Below are 20,510 nucleotides of genomic sequence, written 5' to 3'. Positions count from 1 at the left end.
CTTTACGTTTTAAACAGAGATATACAAAATAAAATTGATATATTGTCATGCTAATAAATATACCTTCTTAAAATAGAAAAAAGCACCTCTAACATGTAGAGATGCTTTTTTGTGATTATTTTGCTCCATTATATAAGCTTGCAACTTTATCCCAGTCCACTACATTCCAGAATGCTTGAATGTAATCAGGACGTTTGTTTTGATATTTTAAGTAATATGCATGTTCCCAAACATCTAAGCCTAGGATTGGTGTTTTTCCTTCTGAAATAGGTGTATCTTGATTAGGTGTACTAGTAATTGCTAATTGGCCATTATCTACAACTAACCATGCCCAACCAGATCCAAAGCGATTAGCACCAGCATTAGCAAATTCTTCTTTGAAAGCATCGAAGCTACCAAACGCGCTATCAATTGCTTCAGCTAGTTCACCTTTTGGAGCTCCACCACCATTTGGTGAAAGTAATGTCCAGAATAGAGAGTGGTTAGCGTGTCCTCCACCATTATTACGCACAGCTGTACGGATTTCTTCAGGCACAGCATCTAAGTTAGCTAAAATTTCTTCTACAGATTTGCCATCAAATTCACTATGTCCTTCTAGTGCTGCATTTAATTTAGTAATATAAGTATTGTGGTGTTTAGTGTGGTGAATATTCATTGTTTCCTTGTCAATATGTGGTTCTAGTGCATCATATGCATAAGGTAATTCTGGTAATGTAAAGTTTGTCATGTGTATTCCTCCTATATATTTTGATTTGAAAGTGCTATTACTTTCCAACTCAAATATTATCAAATTAATTGTATAAATTGCAAATATTTCGAACTATTGAAACAAATAAGTTGAGTTACACAAAATTATCAGATTTCCTTACTTTTTTCAAATGAATGGTAACAAAAAAACAAGCTCTTCTATAGCTTGTTAAAAATGGTGGCTCGGGACGGAATCGAACCGCCGACACACGGATTTTCAGTCCGTTGCTCTACCGACTGAGCTACCGAGCCTATATAATATTTAATTGAGTATGTATGGCGGAGGAAGAGGGATTCGAACCCCCGCGAGCCGTGAAGCCCCTGTCGGTTTTCAAGACCGATCCCTTCAGCCGGACTTGGGTATTCCTCCGCGTCATAGATGGTGGACCCTGCAGGACTCGAACCTGCGACCGATCGGTTATGAGCCGATAGCTCTAACCAACTGAGCTAAGGGTCCATCTAATTTTTAATGGGGCGACCGGTGGGGATCGAACCCACGTATGTCGGAACCACAATCCGATGTGTTAACCACTTCACCACGACCGCCATTATAAAATTGTGATATTGGTAGCGGCGGAGGGGATCGAACCCCCGACCTCACGGGTATGAACCGTACGCTCTAGCCAGCTGAGCTACACCGCCATATGGCTCCACAGGTAGGATTCGAACCTACGACCGATCGGTTAACAGCCGATAGCTCTACCACTGAGCTACTGTGGAATAATGAAATACTTAGTTATGTATGATGAATGACTTGTTTTTAATTTGTATCACCGAAGCGACATATAATAATTTATCACATATAGTTATAAGCGTCAATACTTTTTTTGATTTTTTTTGATTTATTTTTCGCCCAGAAGTAAAAACCTATCCATTCCGGGCGAATTTAACTCATTAATGCTTCTCGCCTAATACCTCATCTGCAATATTTACAGCATGATCTCCAATACGTTCTAAATTACTGATAATGTCTGCAAAAACAATTCCAGCAGTTCCCGTACATACACCTTCATTTAATCGAATAATATGTTTCTTGCGATATTTTCGCTCCATATTATCAATTTCATTTTCTTTTTGAACTACGGAAAGTGCTGCTTCACGGTCCATATTATCTAGTGCTCTTATTGCATCTTTAACTGTAATGATTGTTAAATCAAACATCTCATTTAAATCTATCATACCTTGTTCTGTAATATCTACTTTATTGGATATTTTATAATTAATTAATTCAAGAATGTTTTCAAAATGATCCCCCATCCGCTCAATATCACGAACAGAATTAATTAATGCTGAATGACTAAAACGTTCTGTTTCTGTAAAATTAGTTCCTGAGAGTTCTACTAAATAAGAAGTAATTTCTCTATCTAAATTATTAATAGCGCCTTCTAATTGCATCGCCATTTCTTCGTGTTTATTGTTATTTGTATTTAAGAAAATACTCGTTTCTTCTAGACCTTTCGTTGCATACTCACCCATTCTTACAATTTCAGCTTTTGCTTGATCTAAAGCAACAGATGGAGATTGTTTAATAAAAATAGGATCTAAATGCTTTGGTTTGAATTCAACTACTGTATCCTCACCTGGAATAATTTTAGTTACAAGTAATGCTAATAATCCTATAAAAGGGAATTGAATAACTGTATTTAACACATTAAATATACCATGAGAAAAAGCAATTGTCATCGCAGGATTTAATTCTAAAGCTACTTGTACTTTTTCCATAAACAATGTGTAGAAATTGATAAATATAATTATTATTGTTGCACCAATTACGTTAAAAATTACGTGTGTTAATGCCGCTCTCTTCGCTGCAATCGTAGCACCAATTGATGCTAATACAGCCGTAATTGTAGTCCCAATATTATCTCCAAATAATACAGGTAATGCTGCTTTTAACTCAATCGCACCTTCTAACATTAAACTTTGCAGAATTCCGATAGTTGCACTTGAACTTTGTACCAACATTGTAAATACAGTACCAACTACCACACCTAAAATTGGATTATCCGACATACTTACAGTTAAATCATGAAACATCTGCACATCTCTTAATGGTTTTAAGCCAGAACTCATTAATTCTAACCCATAAAAAAGTGAACCAAAACCAAAAATAGTTAAACCTAAATTAGTTAATTTTGAATTTTTAAAGAAAAATAATAAAAATGCTCCGATACCAATAATCGGTAATGAATATGCACCCAAATCAAAACCGATGATAAATGCTGTAATGGTTGTTCCAATATTCGCTCCCATGATGACACCAATTGACTGTCTTAATGTCATAAATCCTGCATTAACTAACCCTACAGTTAAAACAGTTGTTCCTGAACTTGATTGAATTAATACAGTAACAATGATACCTGCTAACACACCTAAAAACGGGTTACTAGTTGTTTTGTCTAAAATCTCTCTCAAACGATCTCCAGCAGTCTTTTGCAGACCATCTCCCATGTACTTAATACCTAAAAGAAAAATCCCCAAGCCACCTATAAATTCGAAGATCATTGCTTGTACATTCGCATCCAAAAGTATTCATCCCTTCACTATTTCTAATAGTTAGTATGTATTGTAGTGTATTTTTTCATTTGTTCTTATGACATCATGATAAAAATGGGTTTAATGACATAGTTGGACAAATTTCGCTAACACACACGATTTTAATATTAATTATTTATTAATAGTTTGTAAAGGTGTTAAGCGAAAATTTACAATAATTTAATATTTTATTTTATTATAACAATTTCATTCTTATTAGGTAAATATATTTCGAATTTTTAATAGTGTTACCATAAACATATAAAAAAAACATAGAGGCATCTCTATGTTTTTTATCTTTCTTGGACTAATATTCTCGTACCATCCACTTGCAAAACTACAATCGGAGTATCTTTTTTCACCCATTTACCTTGTGTAATTGCACTATATTCCGCTCCATCAATTTTTACATTTCCTATTGGACGCATATCTGTAATTGCAAAACCATCTTTACCAATTAATGATTCATATTTTTTATTCATACTTGAATAGCCTGCTTCATTTGTTAATTGATCAAACAGAGTAATCTTGGTCCACATCTTTCTCTTCTTAAATACTTTTAAGAACAATAGCGAACTAAATCCACCTATAAATACTCCTAACACAGCATATAGTCCTGTAACCCAATTAGATGTTGCAAACCCAACAGAAATAATCATTAATACAGTTCCGATAACAGCCAGAGTACCATCATTTACTACCTTTCCATCAATAACGATAAGTAAAATTCCGACAAAATATAATGCAATCATAATAAAAAACATACCTGTATCTAAGTGACTAGAAAAATACACACCAATAAAACCTAACCCTAATACACTAAATATTCCCTTCGCATTAACTAAAATTTCTCCAATTAAAAATAATGTTGCTAGTGCAACGACAAGAAAACTTATCCATTCTACTTGTACATCAATCATTTTTATCACCTACTTTTAGGTTTTTTTATTCTTATCATATCATACGAATAGAAGTTGTTAAGGTTTCATTTTGTAAAATAAATTAAAAATAAGTCCTGTTACTTCTCATTTTGTAAGGAAAGCATTATAATGATACAGAGATGTAACTATAATCTATTAAGAGGTAATAATAAAGGAGCGATTTATTTTATGGCTTTAATACACCGAAAGGATACGCGACCTGTAAAAGTCGGGAATGTGATGGTCGGTGGCAAAAATGAAGTAATTATACAATCAATGACAACGACCAAAACACATGATGTAGAAGCAACAGTTAAAGAAATACACCGATTAGAAGAAGCAGGTTGTCAAATCGTTCGTGTAGCATGTCCTGATGAACGTGCTGCGAATGCCATCCCAGAAATAAAGAAACAAATTAATATACCATTAGTAGTTGACATACATTTTAACTACAAGCTTGCTTTGAAAGCAATTGAAGGCGGAGCAGACAAAATTCGAATCAATCCTGGTAATATCGGAAAAAGAGATAAAGTAGAAGCAGTTGTCAATGCTGCTAAAGCGAAAGGGATACCTATTCGCATTGGTGTAAATGCTGGTTCACTTGAAAGACATATTTTAGAAAAATATGGTTATCCAACAGCTGATGGAATGGTTGAGAGTGCATTACATCATATCAAAATCTTAGAAGAGTTAAATTTTCATGATATTGTTGTATCATTGAAAGCTTCTGATGTGAATTTAGCTATTGAAGCATATGAGAAAGCTGCTGAAGTGATTCCATATCCGTTGCATTTAGGAATTACAGAATCCGGCACGCTTTTTGCAGGTAGTATCAAAAGTGCTGCAGGGATGGGTGCGATTTTAAGTAAAGGTATCGGTAATACGATGCGTATTTCACTTAGTGCAGATCCCGTAGAAGAAATCAAAGTAGCAAGAGAGTTATTAAAAACATTCGGACTCGCTTCTAATGCTGCCACATTGATTTCTTGTCCTACTTGTGGACGTATTGAGATTGATTTAATAAAAATCGCTAATGAAGTGGAAGAGTATATATCCACAATCAAGGCACCAATTAAAGTAGCTGTATTAGGATGCGCAGTAAACGGTCCTGGTGAAGCTAGAGAAGCTGATATTGGAATTGCAGGTGCTCGTGGAGAAGGATTACTATTCAGACATGGAGAAATCATCCGAAAAGTCCCTGAAGAAACGATGGTAGATGAGCTTAAAAAAGAAGTAGACAAAATAGCTGCTGAATTTTTAGAAAAACAAAAAGAAGAACAAGAAGCTTAAGACATATGTAGACACCTATCCATTCACAGATAGGTGTCTACTTTTTATATTATACTGACATATTGATTGACTTCATCTGTATTGGTAATTGGCTAAAATAATGGAATCATTATGATAGATACGAGTAATGAGATAATCGATACGACGATTGCTGCATTACCTAACGTATCTGCTCCTTGTTTTTTGGAAATGAATCCAAATATTAATCCACCTATCGCCATAATTAATGGCCAAACAAAGAATGATGCAATTGCTAATACTAAACCAATCCAACCAAACGTAGTATTTACACTTGATTGCATTTCTGTTCCTTGTTCACTATCTTCAATTGGCCGATTAAATTCATTGGCTGTTAATTCTTGGGCCACTTCTGAATCTCGCTTATATGCTTCATCTAGTGCATATAACTCATCCGTTGAAGCAAATTGCTTGGTAGTGATATCCTCTTGATTTTCCAAATCGTATTTTGGTGCATCCTCTACACGATTGTTTTCGTACTCTTTGTCATTTGACATCTTTCAACCCTCCTTTTGTTTTAGAGGTACATTCGTAGTATGGCTTTATTTCTTCAAAAATTGCTTGGTAATTTTTTAATGTATTAAGTCATATACATATACTAACTTACATATTGCTTATTAGAGCTTTCATTTTATTTTTTAAAGTTCATGCTATCATCCATCAATAGTGGAAAGGAGCCCATCTATATGAACAGTTTTAAAAAAATGATTATGATAAGAAAATTACAGACTATCCAACCATCCATTCTTTTACAATATGCAAAAAAATATGATATTCCGATATCTTCCCAACAGGCAGAAATAATTTGTGAACATTTAAAAGAAAATATGTATGATCCAACCAAAGTATCTGATCGTACTGCGATGCTAAAAAAATTAGCTCAAATCACGGATATGCAAACAGCAAAAAGATGCAATCAGTTGTTTCAACAATTAATTAAACAATATGGTGTGGAAAACATGTTTTAATTGTATTTTTAATTTAAAAAACTCCGTACTGCAAAATGCGTACGGAGTAATTACTTATTGTTCCATTATTTTTTCTTTTAAATTCTCATCAAATGTTCCTGACTTAATCATGCTAATCTCAAATTTATATGGCGCTTTTTTATTTTTTTTATCTTCTCCGACATAAGGAGTTTCTAATATTTTTGGTAAATCACTCAATTGCGGGTGATGTACAATATGATGTAATGCTTTATAGCCAATATGCCCAAAGCCTATGTTTTCATGACGGTCTTTTCCTGCACCTTGTACATTTTTACTATCATTCACATGCACTACTTTAATTCGATCAATACCTATTATTTTATCAAATTCATTTAGCACGCCGTCAAAATCATCTACAATTGGGTATCCTGCATCATGAATATGGCATGTATCCATACAAATCGATAATTTCTCATTGTGTGTGACACCATCTATAATGCGAGCTAATTCTTCAAATGTTCGTCCGATTTCGCTTCCTTTTCCTGCCATTGTCTCTAAAGCAATTTGAACGTCTTGTTTTGGATCTAATACTTCATTTAAACCTTCTATTATTTTTGCAATTCCTATATCTGCACCTTCACCAACGTGTGCACCAGGATGCAAAACGATTTGCTTTGCACCAATTGCTTCAGTGCGGTCTATTTCACTTTTCAAAAAGTTAACACCCAACTCAAATGTTTCTTTTTTCACAGCATTACCAATATTTATAATGTATGGTGCATGCACTACAATATCAGTAATCCCATGTTCCTTTAAATGCTTTGTCCCTGCTTCAATATTTAGTTCTTCAATTGCTTTTCTACGTGTATTTTGAGGAGCGCCCGTATAAATCATGAATGTGTTTGCTCCATAAGATACTGCCTCTTCACTTGACCCTAATAACATTTTTTTCCCACTCATCGAAACATGTGAACCTATTTTTAACATGTGCTACTCTCTCCTATACTACTTCTTTTTGAAAGTTTTACGTTGTATTTTCTTTTTCACTTTTTGCTGCTCATATTTCATTTTTTTCTTATAGCCTGGTTTTACTTTTTTAGGCTTTCTTATTTGCTGCCATGCTTGTTTTTCTGTCTCATTTTCATACTTTATTCTATTTTGACGAGCATTATAAGCTTTTGTTTCTTGCCATTCACCTTTAATAATATCGTAAAAAGTATACGTAATACCTTTCTTTTCTAGTCGTTTGACTAATTCTAAATCTTGCTCAGTGAACAAACTTATTGCTGTACCTTCCATGCCTGCTCTCGCCGTTCTACCTACTCGATGTATATAAAAACTCTCTTCTTTAGGTAATTCAGCATTGATAACATGACTTACCCCTTTAATATCAATGCCTCGCGCTGCTAAATCAGTGGCTACAATGTATTGATATTTCAAGTTTTGTATTTCTTTAAGCACTCTTTTTCGTTCTCTTTGAGCTAATCCACCATGAATTAATCCGACATTTAAACCTTTTGTCTGTAATTCACTCGCCAGTTCATTCGCTTTTTCTTTTCCATTTGTGAAAATTATCGCTAAATATGGCTGTATTACTTTGGAAATATCCATAATAACAGATGCTCTGTCTCGATGTTTCAATGGAATCATACGATGTTCCATTTTCTCTGGAGCTAGACGATCATCAATTTTAATATATTTTGGTGCATGCAAATATTTTTTAAGAAATGGTTGTAATTTTTCGGGAATTGTTGCCGAAAAAACCATTACTTGTATGTTTGGATCTGCTTTTGTTAATATTTGATCAATTTCATTCATCAAACCTAGTTCAAGCATTAAATCTGTTTCGTCGATTACAAATGCATTTGCTGTGTATACATCCAAAATATTTTCATTCAGTAAATCTAATAATCGTCCAGGTGTCGCAACAATTATATGTGGAATTTCTTTCATCTTATCGATCATGCGTTTTTTATCTGTTCCACCAATGATTAATTTAGCTCGAACACTCTCTTCTTTGTCGGCAAATTGTAGTATTTTTTTTACTTCATCGTAAATTTGAATTGCTAATTCACGTGTAGGTGCTGTTAATACAACCTGAGTAGTATTTGAATCCAAATCTAAATTATTTAATAATGGAATTAGAAAAGCATGCGTTTTTCCAGAACCAGTTTCTGATTGACCAATTATATTTTTTCCTTTTAATGCATCCGGAATGACTTGTGCTTGAATATCTGTTGGCTCATAAAAATGTAACTGATCAATGACATGATTCATCCAGTCATTAAGTGCATATTGTTTAAATAAATGTTTTTCCATGTTAATCTCCTTTTAACTAACAATTTATCTTTGTCAATTAGTTGAATTACCTTTATAATAATAAGTATTGGGCAAATAAATGTCCATTATTATTTATTCTACTTGATATGTGATCTAAAGTACAGAGGGGGAACCACAATGGAAGTAATTAAGATCGCTCCGAGGGGATATTGTTATGGGGTTGTTGATGCAATGGTGATTGCACAAAACGCTGTGAAAGATCCTAATTTACCTCGTCCTATATATATTCTTGGTATGATTGTTCATAATTCACATGTGACAAAAGCATTTGAAGAACAAGGTGTTTTTACTTTAGATGGTAAAAATCGTTCTGAATTATTAAATGAAATTGAATCTGGAACAGTTATTTTTACTGCTCATGGTGTCTCACCTGAAGTAAAGAAAAAAGCTGAAGCAAAAGGTCTCACTGTTCTTGATGCAACTTGCCCAGATGTAACAAGAACGCATGATTTAATTAGAGAAAAAGTAAAAGAGAACTATCAGATTGTATATATAGGCAAAAAAGGACATCCAGAACCTGAAGGTGCTATTGGAGTCGCACCTGATAACGTACATTTAATTCAAACAGAAGAAGATGTCCAAACACTTACCATTGATAAGAATGCTAAAATTCTTGTCACAAACCAAACAACGATGAGTCAATGGGATGTCTATGATGTCATGCTGAAAGTAAAAGAAAAATACCCACAAACAGAAATGGAACAAGAAATTTGTATGGCGACACAAGTGAGACAAGAAGCCGTTGCTGAACAAGCTAAAGATGCCGATTTAACATTAGTTGTAGGTGACCCAAGAAGTAATAATTCAAATCGTTTAGCTCAAGTTTCCATGGAACATGCTGGGACGAAAGCCTATCGAATTGCTGATGTAACGGAAATTGATTTAGGTTGGTTAGCCGATGTAAACAAAGTGGCTATAACTGCAGGTGCGTCTACACCAACACCTATCACTAAGGAAGTAATAAAATTTATTGAACAATACGATAGTGATAATCCAGATACATGGGACAAGACATCTAAAGTAAAAAAAGATAAGATTCTTCCAAAGGTAAAAGTAAAATGAGTACTAAACAAAAACTAAAAGCGCCTGTTTAACTATATATCAGGCCTTTTAGTTTTTAAATATTTCTTCTTTTTTATCAGCTGTATTGAAATGGATCTGTTGAAAGCTCAGAGGTAATTACTTGAATAGGTGAAGGTAAAATAGCCATTTTATCTTCAAAGTACTTCTTAACCCCTTCTTTCATCACCTCTTCTATATGATGACCAGGATCTATTAATGTGATTCCTTGTGCAAGAGCGTCTTGCGCTTCATGAAAAGATAAATCCCCTGTAATGAAACAATCTGCTCCTTTTTTAATTGCATCATTAATATAACTTTTACCACTACCACCTAGGATAGCAACAGTAGTAATCGTTGTATTCCTATCACCAACAAATCTTACACTATTTACATGAAAAGCCTTTTTTACAATTTCTAAAAGCTCGTCTAACGTACATGACTGATTCAATGTACCGATTCTACCCAAGCCTAATGAGGTTCCAGTATTTTTAAGTTGGAATACATCATAAGCCATTTCTTCATACGGATGTACAGACTCTATTTTTGAGATAATCGTATGCAATTGACTTTCTTTCACAAGTGTTTCTATTTTGTCTTCTGCTACACGTTCTACAAACCCTGCTTTTCCAATATAGGGATTTGTCCCTTCAAGTGGTTTAAATGTACCCGTTCCGTTGGTTCGAAAAGTACAATGACTGTAATTCCCAATAAAACCAGCTCCACTTTCACCCAGTTCCTCGACAATTACATCTGTATGAGAAGATGGTACATAGATAACTAATTTGTATAATTTTTCTTCTATCATCGGATGGAGAACTTTACTATTTTCTAATCCAATTTTTTCAGCTAATAAGTCGTTCACTCCTCCAGATACAATATCTAGATTGGTATGTGCTGCATAAACAGCAATATCATGTTTAATTAATTTTTGAATAATTTTACCTTTGAAATTAGTTAAATTAATTGCTTTTAGCCCTTCAAAAATAAGCGGGTGGTGAGCAATAATCATGTTTACATTGTTTTTTAACGCTTCATCTACGACTTCTTCTGTAACATCTAATGTAATCATCAATTTGTCCACTTGCATAGTTCTATCTCCTACAAGAAGACCCACATTATCCCAAGGTTCCGCATAATGTAATGGAACCCATTGTTCAAAAAGGTCAATGATTGCTTTAACAGTAGTATTACTCACCCTCAAGAACCTCCTTAATCCAGTCTATTTCCTCATTCCATTTCTCGATCTTTTTAACTGGTGGTTGTGTTGCTTTTTTCATTTCATTAATTAATTTTGTCCTTTTTTCAAGTTCATTTTGCCAATATGTCATAAATACATGATTTTTTTCAACCATAAGGTATGGACCAAACATGACTTCTTTTTCTGATAGACTTATTTTTTGACTTGTTCGATCTGCGACAATAATTTCATAGATATAGCCATCTTCTTCTGTAATCTCTTCATTCGTTATATAAAATTGATTCGATACTAACCAGTTTCTCACAATAGCCCCATCAATGTTTGGTTGTAATATCAATCGGTTTACACCTGATAAATATGAAATTCCATTATTTAAAATAGTACGAATTAATTTCCCGCCCATTCCACATATAGTGACTTGATTCACATTATCTGATTCATCTAATATCTCTAATCCATTTCCTTTTCTTACATCTATCCGATGTGAAAGTTCATTCATTTCAACAGTTTGCTTTGCACGGTTGTATGGCCCTTGATTTACTTCTCCAGCTATTGCAGTTGCATCCTCGTCACTTAGACACACAGATACAGGCAAATATGCATGATCTGATCCAATATCAGCAAAGTGAATTGGTTTTTTTAAATATTTTTTTATATGTTCTAACCTTTTTGATAACATACGACAAAACCTTTCTATGTAAATGTGAGAAAAAGCTTTCTGCGTATATACAGAAAGCTTTTTCATACTATGTAGGAAATTATTTAACACAACTAATAATCTTCTACTGTTAGAAATCAATACATGATGTAATGTGGTTGTTTAGTGTGCTTCAGCAGCTTCTTCCTCAGAATCTCCGCCTTCTTCTCCTTCTACAAGCCACTTAGCCAAAACTTTTGCTTCTTCTGCAGAAACAAAACCACCTTGCATAGCTGTACCTTCAATACCATTATTAATGATATTTTCTACATCTTCTACAGAGTACTTGCTTCCTACATCTTGAAGGCTAGGAGCTGATGCACCTTCTAAATCCCCACCATGACATCCAATACAACTTTGGGCAATTGCTTCAGGATCTTCTACAACTGATTCTGCATCGCCACCTCCATTAGCAATTTCATCTTGTTTATCAAGACCAATAACGGAGAAGATAATCATTGCTAATATACCTAATACTGCAATCAAAGCGAACGGAATTATCGGATTTTTCATTTTGACTTTTCCTCCTTTAGATATTTAATTCATTTTTTTCAATCATTATGTATGTATAATTTCATACAAATCCACATTCTATTTTACTGTATTATCCCTATTTAGCAAAGAGAAACCGCTAAATTTTTCGAAAAATTGTTATAAATAATAAAACCCAATCAATATTATTCCAATTATTAACACAAACACACCCGCAGCTTGCAGAAAAAATTGCTTCTTCCATTTACCGAATACAATCCAACAAACACTATTAAGCAATATCCAACTATATGTAATAATTGGAATAATAATGTATTGCATTAGCATAAGGCTAGTAGCAAACAGGAAATTTACAAATAAAATCATTACTGCATAATCATCTCTAAGATTTACATTCTTTTTAAAAATCATAATAAATACTACATTTATTATGATTACAAAAACAATACTCAATGCTTGAATAATGAGCGATTCATATAGATTAATTGTCAGTAATGTAATAAATAATGTTAATGTATTAAAAAAATAAAAAAATAAATAATACGGTGATTTTGTCCTTTCTTCTATTTCCTCATCCCCTTGACCTTCTGTATATAATGCAAGCAGAAAATCGCAGTAATGTGTTGGTAAAAGGCGATGATCTTTCCAATATTTTATTTCATTTATGATGACTTTTTTTCTTTCTGCATCCATAACATCATTCCCATATTTTTATTTCATCGTACTGTATATATATCGGCAAACAATAAAAATTATGTAGAATGATAGTCAAAAACTCACATTCCCTAACAAGGATGAATGTGAGCTTCACTCTATTTATTCTAAGAAATCTTTGAGTCGTTTACTTCTAGATGGATGACGTAATTTACGTAGAGCTTTTGCTTCTATTTGTCGAATACGTTCTCGAGTGACACCGAAAACTTTTCCTACTTCTTCTAATGTACGTGTTCTTCCATCATCTAATCCAAAACGTAATCGTAATACATTCTCTTCTCTGTCTGTCAATGTGTCTAAAACGTCTTCTAATTGTTCTTTTAATAATTCATAAGCTGCATGATCAGAAGGCGATGTTGCCTCTTGATCTTCGATAAAATCACCAAGATGCGAGTCATCTTCTTCACCAATAGGCGTTTCTAATGAGACTGGTTCTTGAGCAATTTTCAATATCTCCCTAACCTTATCTGGTGTAAGATCCATCTCTTTCGCAATTTCTTCTGGCGAAGGTTCTCTACCTAAGTCTTGTAGTAGTTGTCTTTGTACTCGGATTAATTTGTTGATTGTTTCAACCATATGGACAGGGATTCTAATTGTACGTGCTTGGTCTGCAATTGCACGTGTGATTGCTTGTCTAATCCACCATGTTGCATACGTACTAAATTTAAATCCTTTTCTAAAGTCAAATTTTTCTACTGCTTTAATAAGACCCATATTTCCTTCTTGAATTAAGTCTAAAAATAACATTCCACGACCAACATATCTTTTTGCAATACTAACAACAAGACGAAGGTTCGCTTCCGCTAATCGTTTCTTAGCATATTCGTCGCCTTCTTCAATTCTTTTAGCCAATTCAATTTCTTCCGTAGCAGAAAGTAGATCTACACGACCTATTTCTTTTAAGTACATTCTTACTGGGTCATTTATTTTAATACCTAATGGTACACTTAAGTCATTTAAGTCGAACTCTTCTTCTTTTGAAAGTTGTTGTAATGTAGGATCCTCTTCCGTTTCACCTAAAACCTCTACACCTTGTTCACCTAAATACTCATAAAATTCATCCATTTGATCAGACTCTAATTCAAAATTAGATAATTTATCTGCCACTTCCTCATATGCTAACACACCACGTTTTTTACCTATTTCTAACAATTGTTCTTTTGCCTGTTCTAAAGTTAATTCTGGTTCTTTAGAACGTGATGATTTATTATTCGCCATGAGTGTCCCTCCTTCCAAAAACTAACTACCTCTTTTTAACTGTTGCCTTATCTTGTTGATTTCCATCGCAATTTCTGCAGCTCGTAATGGATCTGTTTTTTCAACTGCATGTAATTCATTATTTAATTGTTTTATCTTTGCATGTCCAGTTTGTTCAGCTAGAATAATATGAATATAATCTTCTAACTCTTTTTCTGAAATATCCCAGTTACAATCAAGCAAAGATAAGTCCACAACTATTTTTTGAATTGCTTGATCTTCTATATATGTTAAAAAATGACTAGGATTCGGTTCATTTCCTTCCTCATAAAAGCCATAAAGATACGTTACAATAATCTGATGCTGTTCTAAGTTAAACTTTGATCCAATTTTGTCTTTTACTCTGTCAGCAATTTGAGCATTTTGAAGCATAAATGCAAGTAATGTTCTTTCTGCATTTAAGTATGCTCTTTGAAGAACTTTCTTCTTATTATTGTTCGTTGAATATTGATTTTCTTCATTAGTATTACCAAAGTTTGACTTGTTATCATCATTTTTTTTAACGAATTGCATTTTTCTTGACAATTCTTCTGTTAATGCATCATGTGATAATGAAAATTGCTCTGCTAACTCTCGAATATAAAAATCTCTATCAATTGGACTAGCCAATAGTGCAATTTCACTAATTATCTTATCAACATAACGTAATAATTCACCTTCTTGTCTCAAATCAAAATCATTCTTATAATATTTCATCAAGAAGGACATTTCTGTAGAAGCTGTCTGAATAATATGCTTATCAAAACTATCTGCACCATATTCTTTAATATATTGATCAGGGTCATAATTAGTAGGCAACATTGCTATTTTTACAAAACAACCGACTTTCTTTAATATCTTTAATGTTTTGAAAGTTGCTTGTTGACCTGCATTATCTCCATCAAAACAGAGAATAACTGTATCTACATATCTTCTGAGAATACTTGCATGAGTATCTGTAAACGATGTACCCAATGAAGCTACAGTATTTTCAAATCCTGCTTGAGCTAAAGCCATTACATCAGCAGAACCTTCTGTTAAAATCACTTCACTTTTTTTTCGTATTTCACTTCTTGCTTGGTCAAAATTATACAATATCTTACTTTTTTGAAACAATGGTGACTCCGCACTATTTAAATATTTCGGTTCTTGATCATCAATAGATCTACCAACAAATCCTATTGTTTTTCCAGTAATATTTCGTATAGGAAAGACAATTCTACCTTGAAACCGATCTTGATGATTTGTTGTAAAAAAACCAGATTTAATCATTAATTGACGGTGATAACCCTTTTGTTCCAAAAATTGCATAATAAAATCCTTTTTGTATGGAGAGAATCCTAGTTGAAATTTATCAATTGTTTCCTCATTAAATCCTCTGTCATACAAATACTCAAGACCTTTTTTTCCATCTTTTGTATGTTTTAATAAATGATGGTATAGTTTACTTAACAATTGGTAGGCTTCTAGTATTTTTTGTTCTTCAGAATTCGATTCTTTTGTTTCATTCGATTGATTAGATAACGTTATTTGTTGACCAGATTTCTCGGCTAGATGCTGTACAGACTGTGGAAAGGAGTATCCTTCTATCTCCATCATAAATGTAAAGACATTGCCGCCTTTTCCACAACCAAAACAATGAAAAATCTGTTTTTCTTGGTTCACTGAAAACGAAGGAGTGTTTTCAGAGTGAAACGGACATAACCCGAAATAATTTCTACCTTGCTTTTTTAATTGGACATACTCACCAACAACATCAACAATATCGTTGGAGGATTGGATAGAAGCAATTATGTCATTGTCTACTTGATTATGACTAACCATATCTATCACCATTTTTCATCATAATAATTCTTTTGTTGTATCATTTCGACATTTTTCTCCATTGTTGTAATAAAAAATAATCTATTACTTCTTTACTAAAGGTAATATCCTATTTAGCACAAATTAAACAGGTATTATTTGTCATCCATCAAACGAAAGAGATTGTCTATTCATAAGTTTGTCTATCTCATTATTCATAGTTTTTGTGTATATTCTATTTCCTTATATATTATCAATTCTACAAAAAAAGAAAAATTCCTTTTTTTTATTAATAAATATTTATTAAATCTATGTAGAACAAAATTCCATTCAATTATTCTATTCTACTTGATAAATATATAAGTAATGTGATTAAAAGGTATAACAAACTATATTGTTATAACACAAAATATAATTATAAAACAAATTATGAGTTTTTCCAACAAAAATAACTCATCTTCGAGAAGTTTCCATATTCCAATATGGATGATTAATCATATTAAGTATTAAATTTGCTGTTTCTTCCACAGCTTTATTTGACACATCAATGACTGGACAACCTATTTTACTTATTAACGCATCAAAATATTTTAATTCTTCGTTTATACGATTAATTGTTGCATAACTCGCTTTGTCATCTAGTCCTAAACTCTTCAATCTTTCTTTACGAATATCATTTAATTTCTCAGGACTTATTTTCAAACCAATGCATTTATTTGTTGGTATTGTAAATAATGTATGGGGTGGATCTACTTCTGGGACAATTGGAATGTTTGCAACTTTTAATTTCTTATGAGCTAAATATTGTGATAATGGAGTCTTTGATGTACGACTAACACCGATTAGTACAATATCCGCTTGCGTTACACCTCTAGGGTCTCTACCATCATCATATCTTACTGCAAATTCAATTGCTTCTACTTTTCTGAAATAGTCTTCGTCTAACCTGTGAATGAGTCCTGGTTGTTCCTTAGGCTTTTTATTAAATTTCCTTTGCATTGCTTGTAACATCGGTCCCATTATATCCACACATTCTACTTCTTTCATTTCCGCTTCTTTAACTAGAAACTCTCGAAATTCCGGATTAACTAAAGTGAAACCTATCATTGCTCCTAATTGTTTTGCGTGGTAGACAACACCACGCAAAACTTCTGTATTTTCTACATATGGAATACGGTATAAATCATATTCATTTTCTTTCATAAATTGACTTAGTGCAGCTTTTGTTACAAATTCTGCTGTTTCACCAACTGAATCAGAAACAACATAAACTATTGACTTTTCCATACGCATTCCTTGCCTCCTGGATTCATTCAACTATGTGTTTGTTTCCAATTAATTTCGGTTAGATCAGCGAATTGTTTTATATCTTTTGAAATGTATGACAGTAATGCTAGTCTATTCATTTTTATCGATTCATCTTTATCCATTACCATCGTATGATCAAAAAATGCATTTATTGGTGTAACTAGCTGTGATAAGAGTTCGATTGCAACGGACGCTTTTTTATTTGTTAGTGCTTTTAAATAATCTGTGTGTATAGCTTGGTATTTTTCAAATAATGCTTTTTCTTCATTGTTCTTAAATTTCTGTGGGTCAACATCCACCTCTTCTGAAACCTTACTAGCAAGATTTAGCACACGTACAAAAGCTTCTTGTTTTGTTTTGAAAGATAGATCATTTCTTTTTTCACTTAACAAGTGTGCTTTTTCTATCATAAATGCAAACTTTTCTAGTTTCCCTGCTAACACCGCTTCTACTACGTCTTGTTCAATATTCTCTTCTTTCATAATATATGCAGCACGCTGTTTAAAAAATGTGTGTAATTGTTCGTGAATATTTGCCATTTCATCACTAGTAGTAAAATCGATATATAACTGTTGCACTTCTTTTATTAACTCACTGATATTGATATCCCAATTTCGTTCTTTCACTATTTGTACAATTCCCAAAGCTTGTCTTCTTAATGCATACGGATCTTGAGAACCACTTGGGATTAACCCAACAGTGAAACAGCCAATAATTGTATCCAATTTATCCGCAACACTGACTACAGAACCAACTAGTGATTTTGGCAATTCAGATTTAGCTGATTTTGGTAAATAGTGCTCTTCAATTGCTTGAGCTACTTCTTTATCTTCCCCAAAAATCAATGCATATTTATGTCCCATAACCCCTTGTAATTCTGTAAATTCATTAACCATATTTGTCACTAAATCAAATTTACAAATTTCAGACGCTCTAGTAACTTTTTGAGTGACATCATCTTGTAATGATAATTTTCTAGCAATAATTTTGGCAATTTTATTCACTCTATTTACTTTGTCCGCAATTGTTCCTAGCTGTTCTTGAAACACCATTTTAGATAGTTGTTGGACATTTCTCTCTATCGATAACTGCTGATCTTCTTCATAAAAGAACTGTGCGTCTTGAAGTCTTGCACGTAAGACTTTCTCATTACCTTTTGCTACTTTTTCAATATGTTGATTTGTACCATTACGCACAGCAACAAAAAATGGTTGTAGTTCAGACGTATGATTCATCACAGGAAAATAGCGTTGATGTTCTTTCATAGATGTGATTAACACTTCTTTTGGAATATCCAAAAATCTCTTCTCGAATTCTCCATAAAATACAGTTGGATATTCTACTAAATGAGTTACCTCTTCAAGCAAGCTCTCATCGATAGGAATTACCCAGTTATGTTGTTGCTCTAATTCTTTAATCTCATTTACAATTTTTTGTTGCCTTTTGTTCGAGTCCACAATAACATGTTGTTCATTTAATAATTGTTCGTACTGTTCTGGTTTGGTTATGACTGTTTTACCACCTAAAAATCTATGTCCAAATGTGTAGTTGCTTGTTTTTACATTTGTTATTTCAAAAGGGATAATCTGTTCATCTCTTAGTGCAACTAACCATTTAATTGGTCTAATATAGCGTAATGTCTGGTTAGACCAGCGCATGTTCTTAGGAAAATGAAGATCTAATATAACAGACTTAAAATCAGGTAATAGTGTATCCACAGATTGTCCTGCCGTAAATTTTTTCACAAAAATATATTCTGTGCCATTCACTTCTTTCGTGTAGATATCTTCAACACTTTTACCTTGTCCTTTTGTAAAACCTATAGCCGCTTTTGTCCAATTATTAGCTTCATCTTTTGCAATTTTTACTGCTGGACCTTTTACTTCTTCTTCTTCATCGTCTTGTTTTGTTTCTAAACCAATAATTTGCACCGCAAACCTTCTCGGTGTTATGAAAGTGTGTAATTGATCATATTTTAAACGGATAGATGCAAGCCATGCAATTGTTTTTTCGTGTAACTGTTTTTCTGTATCTGACATAAAACGTGCAGGCATTTCTTCTAAACCCACTTCAAAAAGTACATTAGTTGTTGTCATTTGTTTTGTTCTCTCCTTTCAACATCGGGAATCCTAGCTTTTCGCGTTCCAATACATATAATTTAGCAATTTCTCGAGCTAAATTACGTACCTTACCGATATATCCAGTTCTTTCCGTTACTGAGATGACACCTTTTGCATCCAATAAATTAAATGTGTGTGAACATTTAAGAACATAATCATATGCAGGAAATACTAGACCTTTTTCCATTGTGCGCTTTGCTTCTTTCTCATATGTAGAGAACAATTCAAAAAGCATATCTGTATCCGATTCTTTAAATGTGTAGGTAGAATGTTCGAATTCTGGTTGATAAAAAATATCACCAACAGTAACACCATTCGTCCATTCTAAGTCAAATACATTTTCTTTATCTTGAATATAAGAGGCTAGTCTCTCAATTCCATAAGTGATTTCCACTGCTACTGGATTCGCTTCTAAGCCACCTATTTGTTGAAAATAAGTAAATTGCGTAATCTCCATTCCATCTAACCATACTTCCCAACCGAGACCAGCTGCGCCTAAAGTAGGATTTTCCCAGTTATCTTCAACAAAACGTATGTCATGCTCATCTGGATTCACACCTAATTTTCGAAGTGATTCCAAGTATAATTCTTGAATATTATCAGGGGATGGCTTCATGATTACTTGAAATTGGTGGTGTTGATATAATCTGTTTGGATTTTGTCCATATCGACCATCAGCAGGTCTTCTTGATGGTTCCACATATGCTACATTCCATGGTTCTGGCCCTAAACTTCTAAGTAATGTCATTGGTGACATGGTTCCCGCACCCTTTTCGACATCATATGCTTGCATTAAAATACAGTTTTGATCTGACCAATGCTTTTGCAATGTGAGTATCATTTCTTGAATATTCATTGCTCTTACCTCCGTTATCATTCATTTTATTATAAAGAATATTACTTTCTATAGTGGTATTTTTGTTTCATCGCATACCATAAATCCATACAAAAACCCGTCCCTATGTTTTGACAATTGACAAAACATAGGGACGGGTATACCCGCGGTTCCACCCTATTTGTTATTTCATTCCATCACGACTGAAATAACCACTTTTTTCATTCTGCTCCAAAGCGCCTTCAAAATCATATCTATATCTAGCT

General features: G+C 33.2%; 18 protein-coding genes, 6 tRNA genes and 1 other annotated feature (1 of these 25 cut by a window edge). Of the genes, 3 read left to right on the top strand and 21 right to left on the bottom strand.

The features are described from left to right. Positions 1 to 115: 115 nt before the first annotated feature. The 9 genes from ACFOZ1_RS12000 to ACFOZ1_RS11960 form a co-directional block, all read right to left on the bottom strand. Positions 116 to 727, bottom strand: coding sequence for a superoxide dismutase (locus tag ACFOZ1_RS12000; protein ID WP_390199583.1), 612 nt, complete (start codon positions 725 to 727; stop codon positions 116 to 118). A gap of 196 nt (positions 728 to 923) precedes the next feature. Then, a tRNA-Phe gene (locus tag ACFOZ1_RS11995) sits at positions 924 to 999 on the bottom strand. Between the two features lie 25 nt (positions 1,000 to 1,024). After that, a tRNA-Ser gene (locus ACFOZ1_RS11990) sits at positions 1,025 to 1,117 on the bottom strand. A 10-nt stretch (positions 1,118 to 1,127) separates the two neighbouring features. Next, positions 1,128 to 1,204, bottom strand: a tRNA-Ile gene (locus ACFOZ1_RS11985). Positions 1,205 to 1,217: 13 nt separating this feature from the next. Beyond that, positions 1,218 to 1,293: transfer RNA gene (locus tag ACFOZ1_RS11980), tRNA-His, on the bottom strand. 19 nt (positions 1,294 to 1,312) lie between these two features. After that, positions 1,313 to 1,389 (bottom strand) — tRNA-Met (locus ACFOZ1_RS11975). Positions 1,390 to 1,392: 3 nt separating this feature from the next. Beyond that, positions 1,393 to 1,467, bottom strand: a tRNA-Asn gene (locus ACFOZ1_RS11970). A 174-nt stretch (positions 1,468 to 1,641) separates the two neighbouring features. Further along, positions 1,642 to 3,273 (bottom strand): Na/Pi cotransporter family protein, encoded by a 1,632-nt coding sequence (locus ACFOZ1_RS11965; protein ID WP_390199582.1) that lies wholly within the window; start codon positions 3,271 to 3,273, stop codon positions 1,642 to 1,644. Positions 3,274 to 3,575: 302 nt separating this feature from the next. Beyond that, positions 3,576 to 4,202: an NfeD family protein gene (locus ACFOZ1_RS11960; RefSeq protein ID WP_390199580.1), complete on the bottom strand. Its 627-nt coding sequence runs from the start codon at positions 4,200 to 4,202 to the stop codon at positions 3,576 to 3,578. A 189-nt stretch (positions 4,203 to 4,391) separates the two neighbouring features. On the opposite strand from ACFOZ1_RS11960, the gene ispG reads away from it, so the two are divergent. After that, the gene (gene ispG, locus ACFOZ1_RS11955) at positions 4,392 to 5,492 is read left to right on the top strand and encodes a flavodoxin-dependent (E)-4-hydroxy-3-methylbut-2-enyl-diphosphate synthase (RefSeq protein WP_390199578.1); all 1,101 of its coding nucleotides are present in this window, start codon (positions 4,392 to 4,394) and stop codon (positions 5,490 to 5,492) included. A gap of 92 nt (positions 5,493 to 5,584) precedes the next feature. Here the strand turns inward: ispG and ACFOZ1_RS11950 are convergent, their stop codons facing one another. Further along, entirely contained in the window at positions 5,585 to 6,007 is a 423-nt protein-coding gene (locus tag ACFOZ1_RS11950) for a DUF4190 domain-containing protein (protein WP_390199576.1), read from the bottom strand. Positions 6,008 to 6,196: 189 nt separating this feature from the next. On the opposite strand from ACFOZ1_RS11950, the gene ACFOZ1_RS11945 reads away from it, so the two are divergent. Beyond that, a complete protein-coding gene (locus tag ACFOZ1_RS11945; protein ID WP_390199574.1) occupies positions 6,197 to 6,478 on the top strand; it encodes a DUF2624 family protein in 282 nt (93 codons plus the stop codon). A 54-nt stretch (positions 6,479 to 6,532) separates the two neighbouring features. Here ACFOZ1_RS11945 and ACFOZ1_RS11940 read toward each other — a convergent pair whose 3' ends face one another. Continuing rightward, positions 6,533 to 7,426: a deoxyribonuclease IV gene (locus ACFOZ1_RS11940; RefSeq protein ID WP_390199572.1), complete on the bottom strand. Its 894-nt coding sequence runs from the start codon at positions 7,424 to 7,426 to the stop codon at positions 6,533 to 6,535. 18 nt (positions 7,427 to 7,444) lie between these two features. Further along, the gene (locus ACFOZ1_RS11935; RefSeq protein ID WP_390199570.1) at positions 7,445 to 8,758 is read right to left on the bottom strand and encodes a DEAD/DEAH box helicase; all 1,314 of its coding nucleotides are present in this window, start codon (positions 8,756 to 8,758) and stop codon (positions 7,445 to 7,447) included. A gap of 138 nt (positions 8,759 to 8,896) precedes the next feature. On the opposite strand from ACFOZ1_RS11935, the gene ACFOZ1_RS11930 reads away from it, so the two are divergent. After that, positions 8,897 to 9,841 (top strand): 4-hydroxy-3-methylbut-2-enyl diphosphate reductase, encoded by a 945-nt coding sequence (locus tag ACFOZ1_RS11930; RefSeq protein ID WP_390199569.1) that lies wholly within the window; start codon positions 8,897 to 8,899, stop codon positions 9,839 to 9,841. 76 nt (positions 9,842 to 9,917) lie between these two features. Here ACFOZ1_RS11930 and ACFOZ1_RS11925 read toward each other — a convergent pair whose 3' ends face one another. From ACFOZ1_RS11925 to glyQ, 9 genes are all read right to left on the bottom strand, one after another. Continuing rightward, positions 9,918 to 11,036 (bottom strand): Nif3-like dinuclear metal center hexameric protein, encoded by a 1,119-nt coding sequence (locus ACFOZ1_RS11925; RefSeq protein WP_390199567.1) that lies wholly within the window; start codon positions 11,034 to 11,036, stop codon positions 9,918 to 9,920. Next, positions 11,029 to 11,718: a tRNA (adenine(22)-N(1))-methyltransferase gene (locus ACFOZ1_RS11920; RefSeq protein WP_390199565.1), complete on the bottom strand. Its 690-nt coding sequence runs from the start codon at positions 11,716 to 11,718 to the stop codon at positions 11,029 to 11,031. Before ACFOZ1_RS11920 ends, ACFOZ1_RS11925 begins: the two co-directional genes overlap by 8 nt. A 141-nt stretch (positions 11,719 to 11,859) precedes the next feature. After that, positions 11,860 to 12,249, bottom strand: a complete 390-nt coding sequence (cccA, locus tag ACFOZ1_RS11915) for a cytochrome c550 (protein ID WP_390199563.1) — start codon at positions 12,247 to 12,249, stop codon at positions 11,860 to 11,862. Positions 12,250 to 12,387: 138 nt separating this feature from the next. Continuing rightward, positions 12,388 to 12,921: a hypothetical protein gene (locus ACFOZ1_RS11910; RefSeq protein ID WP_390199562.1), complete on the bottom strand. Its 534-nt coding sequence runs from the start codon at positions 12,919 to 12,921 to the stop codon at positions 12,388 to 12,390. 123 nt (positions 12,922 to 13,044) lie between these two features. After that, positions 13,045 to 14,160, bottom strand: coding sequence for an RNA polymerase sigma factor RpoD (gene rpoD / locus ACFOZ1_RS11905; protein WP_390199560.1), 1,116 nt, complete (start codon positions 14,158 to 14,160; stop codon positions 13,045 to 13,047). Between the two features lie 21 nt (positions 14,161 to 14,181). After that, positions 14,182 to 16,002, bottom strand: coding sequence for a DNA primase (gene dnaG / locus ACFOZ1_RS11900; protein WP_390199558.1), 1,821 nt, complete (start codon positions 16,000 to 16,002; stop codon positions 14,182 to 14,184). A 432-nt stretch (positions 16,003 to 16,434) separates the two neighbouring features. After that, positions 16,435 to 17,268: a pyruvate, water dikinase regulatory protein gene (locus ACFOZ1_RS11895; RefSeq protein WP_390199557.1), complete on the bottom strand. Its 834-nt coding sequence runs from the start codon at positions 17,266 to 17,268 to the stop codon at positions 16,435 to 16,437. Positions 17,269 to 17,294: 26 nt separating this feature from the next. Beyond that, positions 17,295 to 19,385: a glycine--tRNA ligase subunit beta gene (glyS, locus tag ACFOZ1_RS11890; RefSeq protein WP_390199555.1), complete on the bottom strand. Its 2,091-nt coding sequence runs from the start codon at positions 19,383 to 19,385 to the stop codon at positions 17,295 to 17,297. Further along, complete coding sequence (gene glyQ, locus ACFOZ1_RS11885; protein WP_390199553.1) at positions 19,372 to 20,265, bottom strand: glycine--tRNA ligase subunit alpha; 894 nt, start codon at positions 20,263 to 20,265, stop codon at positions 19,372 to 19,374. Before glyQ ends, glyS begins: the two co-directional genes overlap by 14 nt. Before the next feature lie 126 nt (positions 20,266 to 20,391). Next, positions 20,392 to 20,510: a binding site (T-box leader), on the bottom strand; it runs 64 nt beyond the window's last position.

It is taken from the genome of Gracilibacillus marinus, assembly GCF_042651725.1.
Lineage (GTDB): Bacteria > Bacillota > Bacilli > Bacillales > Amphibacillaceae > Gracilibacillus > Gracilibacillus marinus.
The sequence above is the reverse complement of the archived record's forward strand: the minus strand, read 5'-3'. Positions and strand labels throughout refer to the sequence as shown.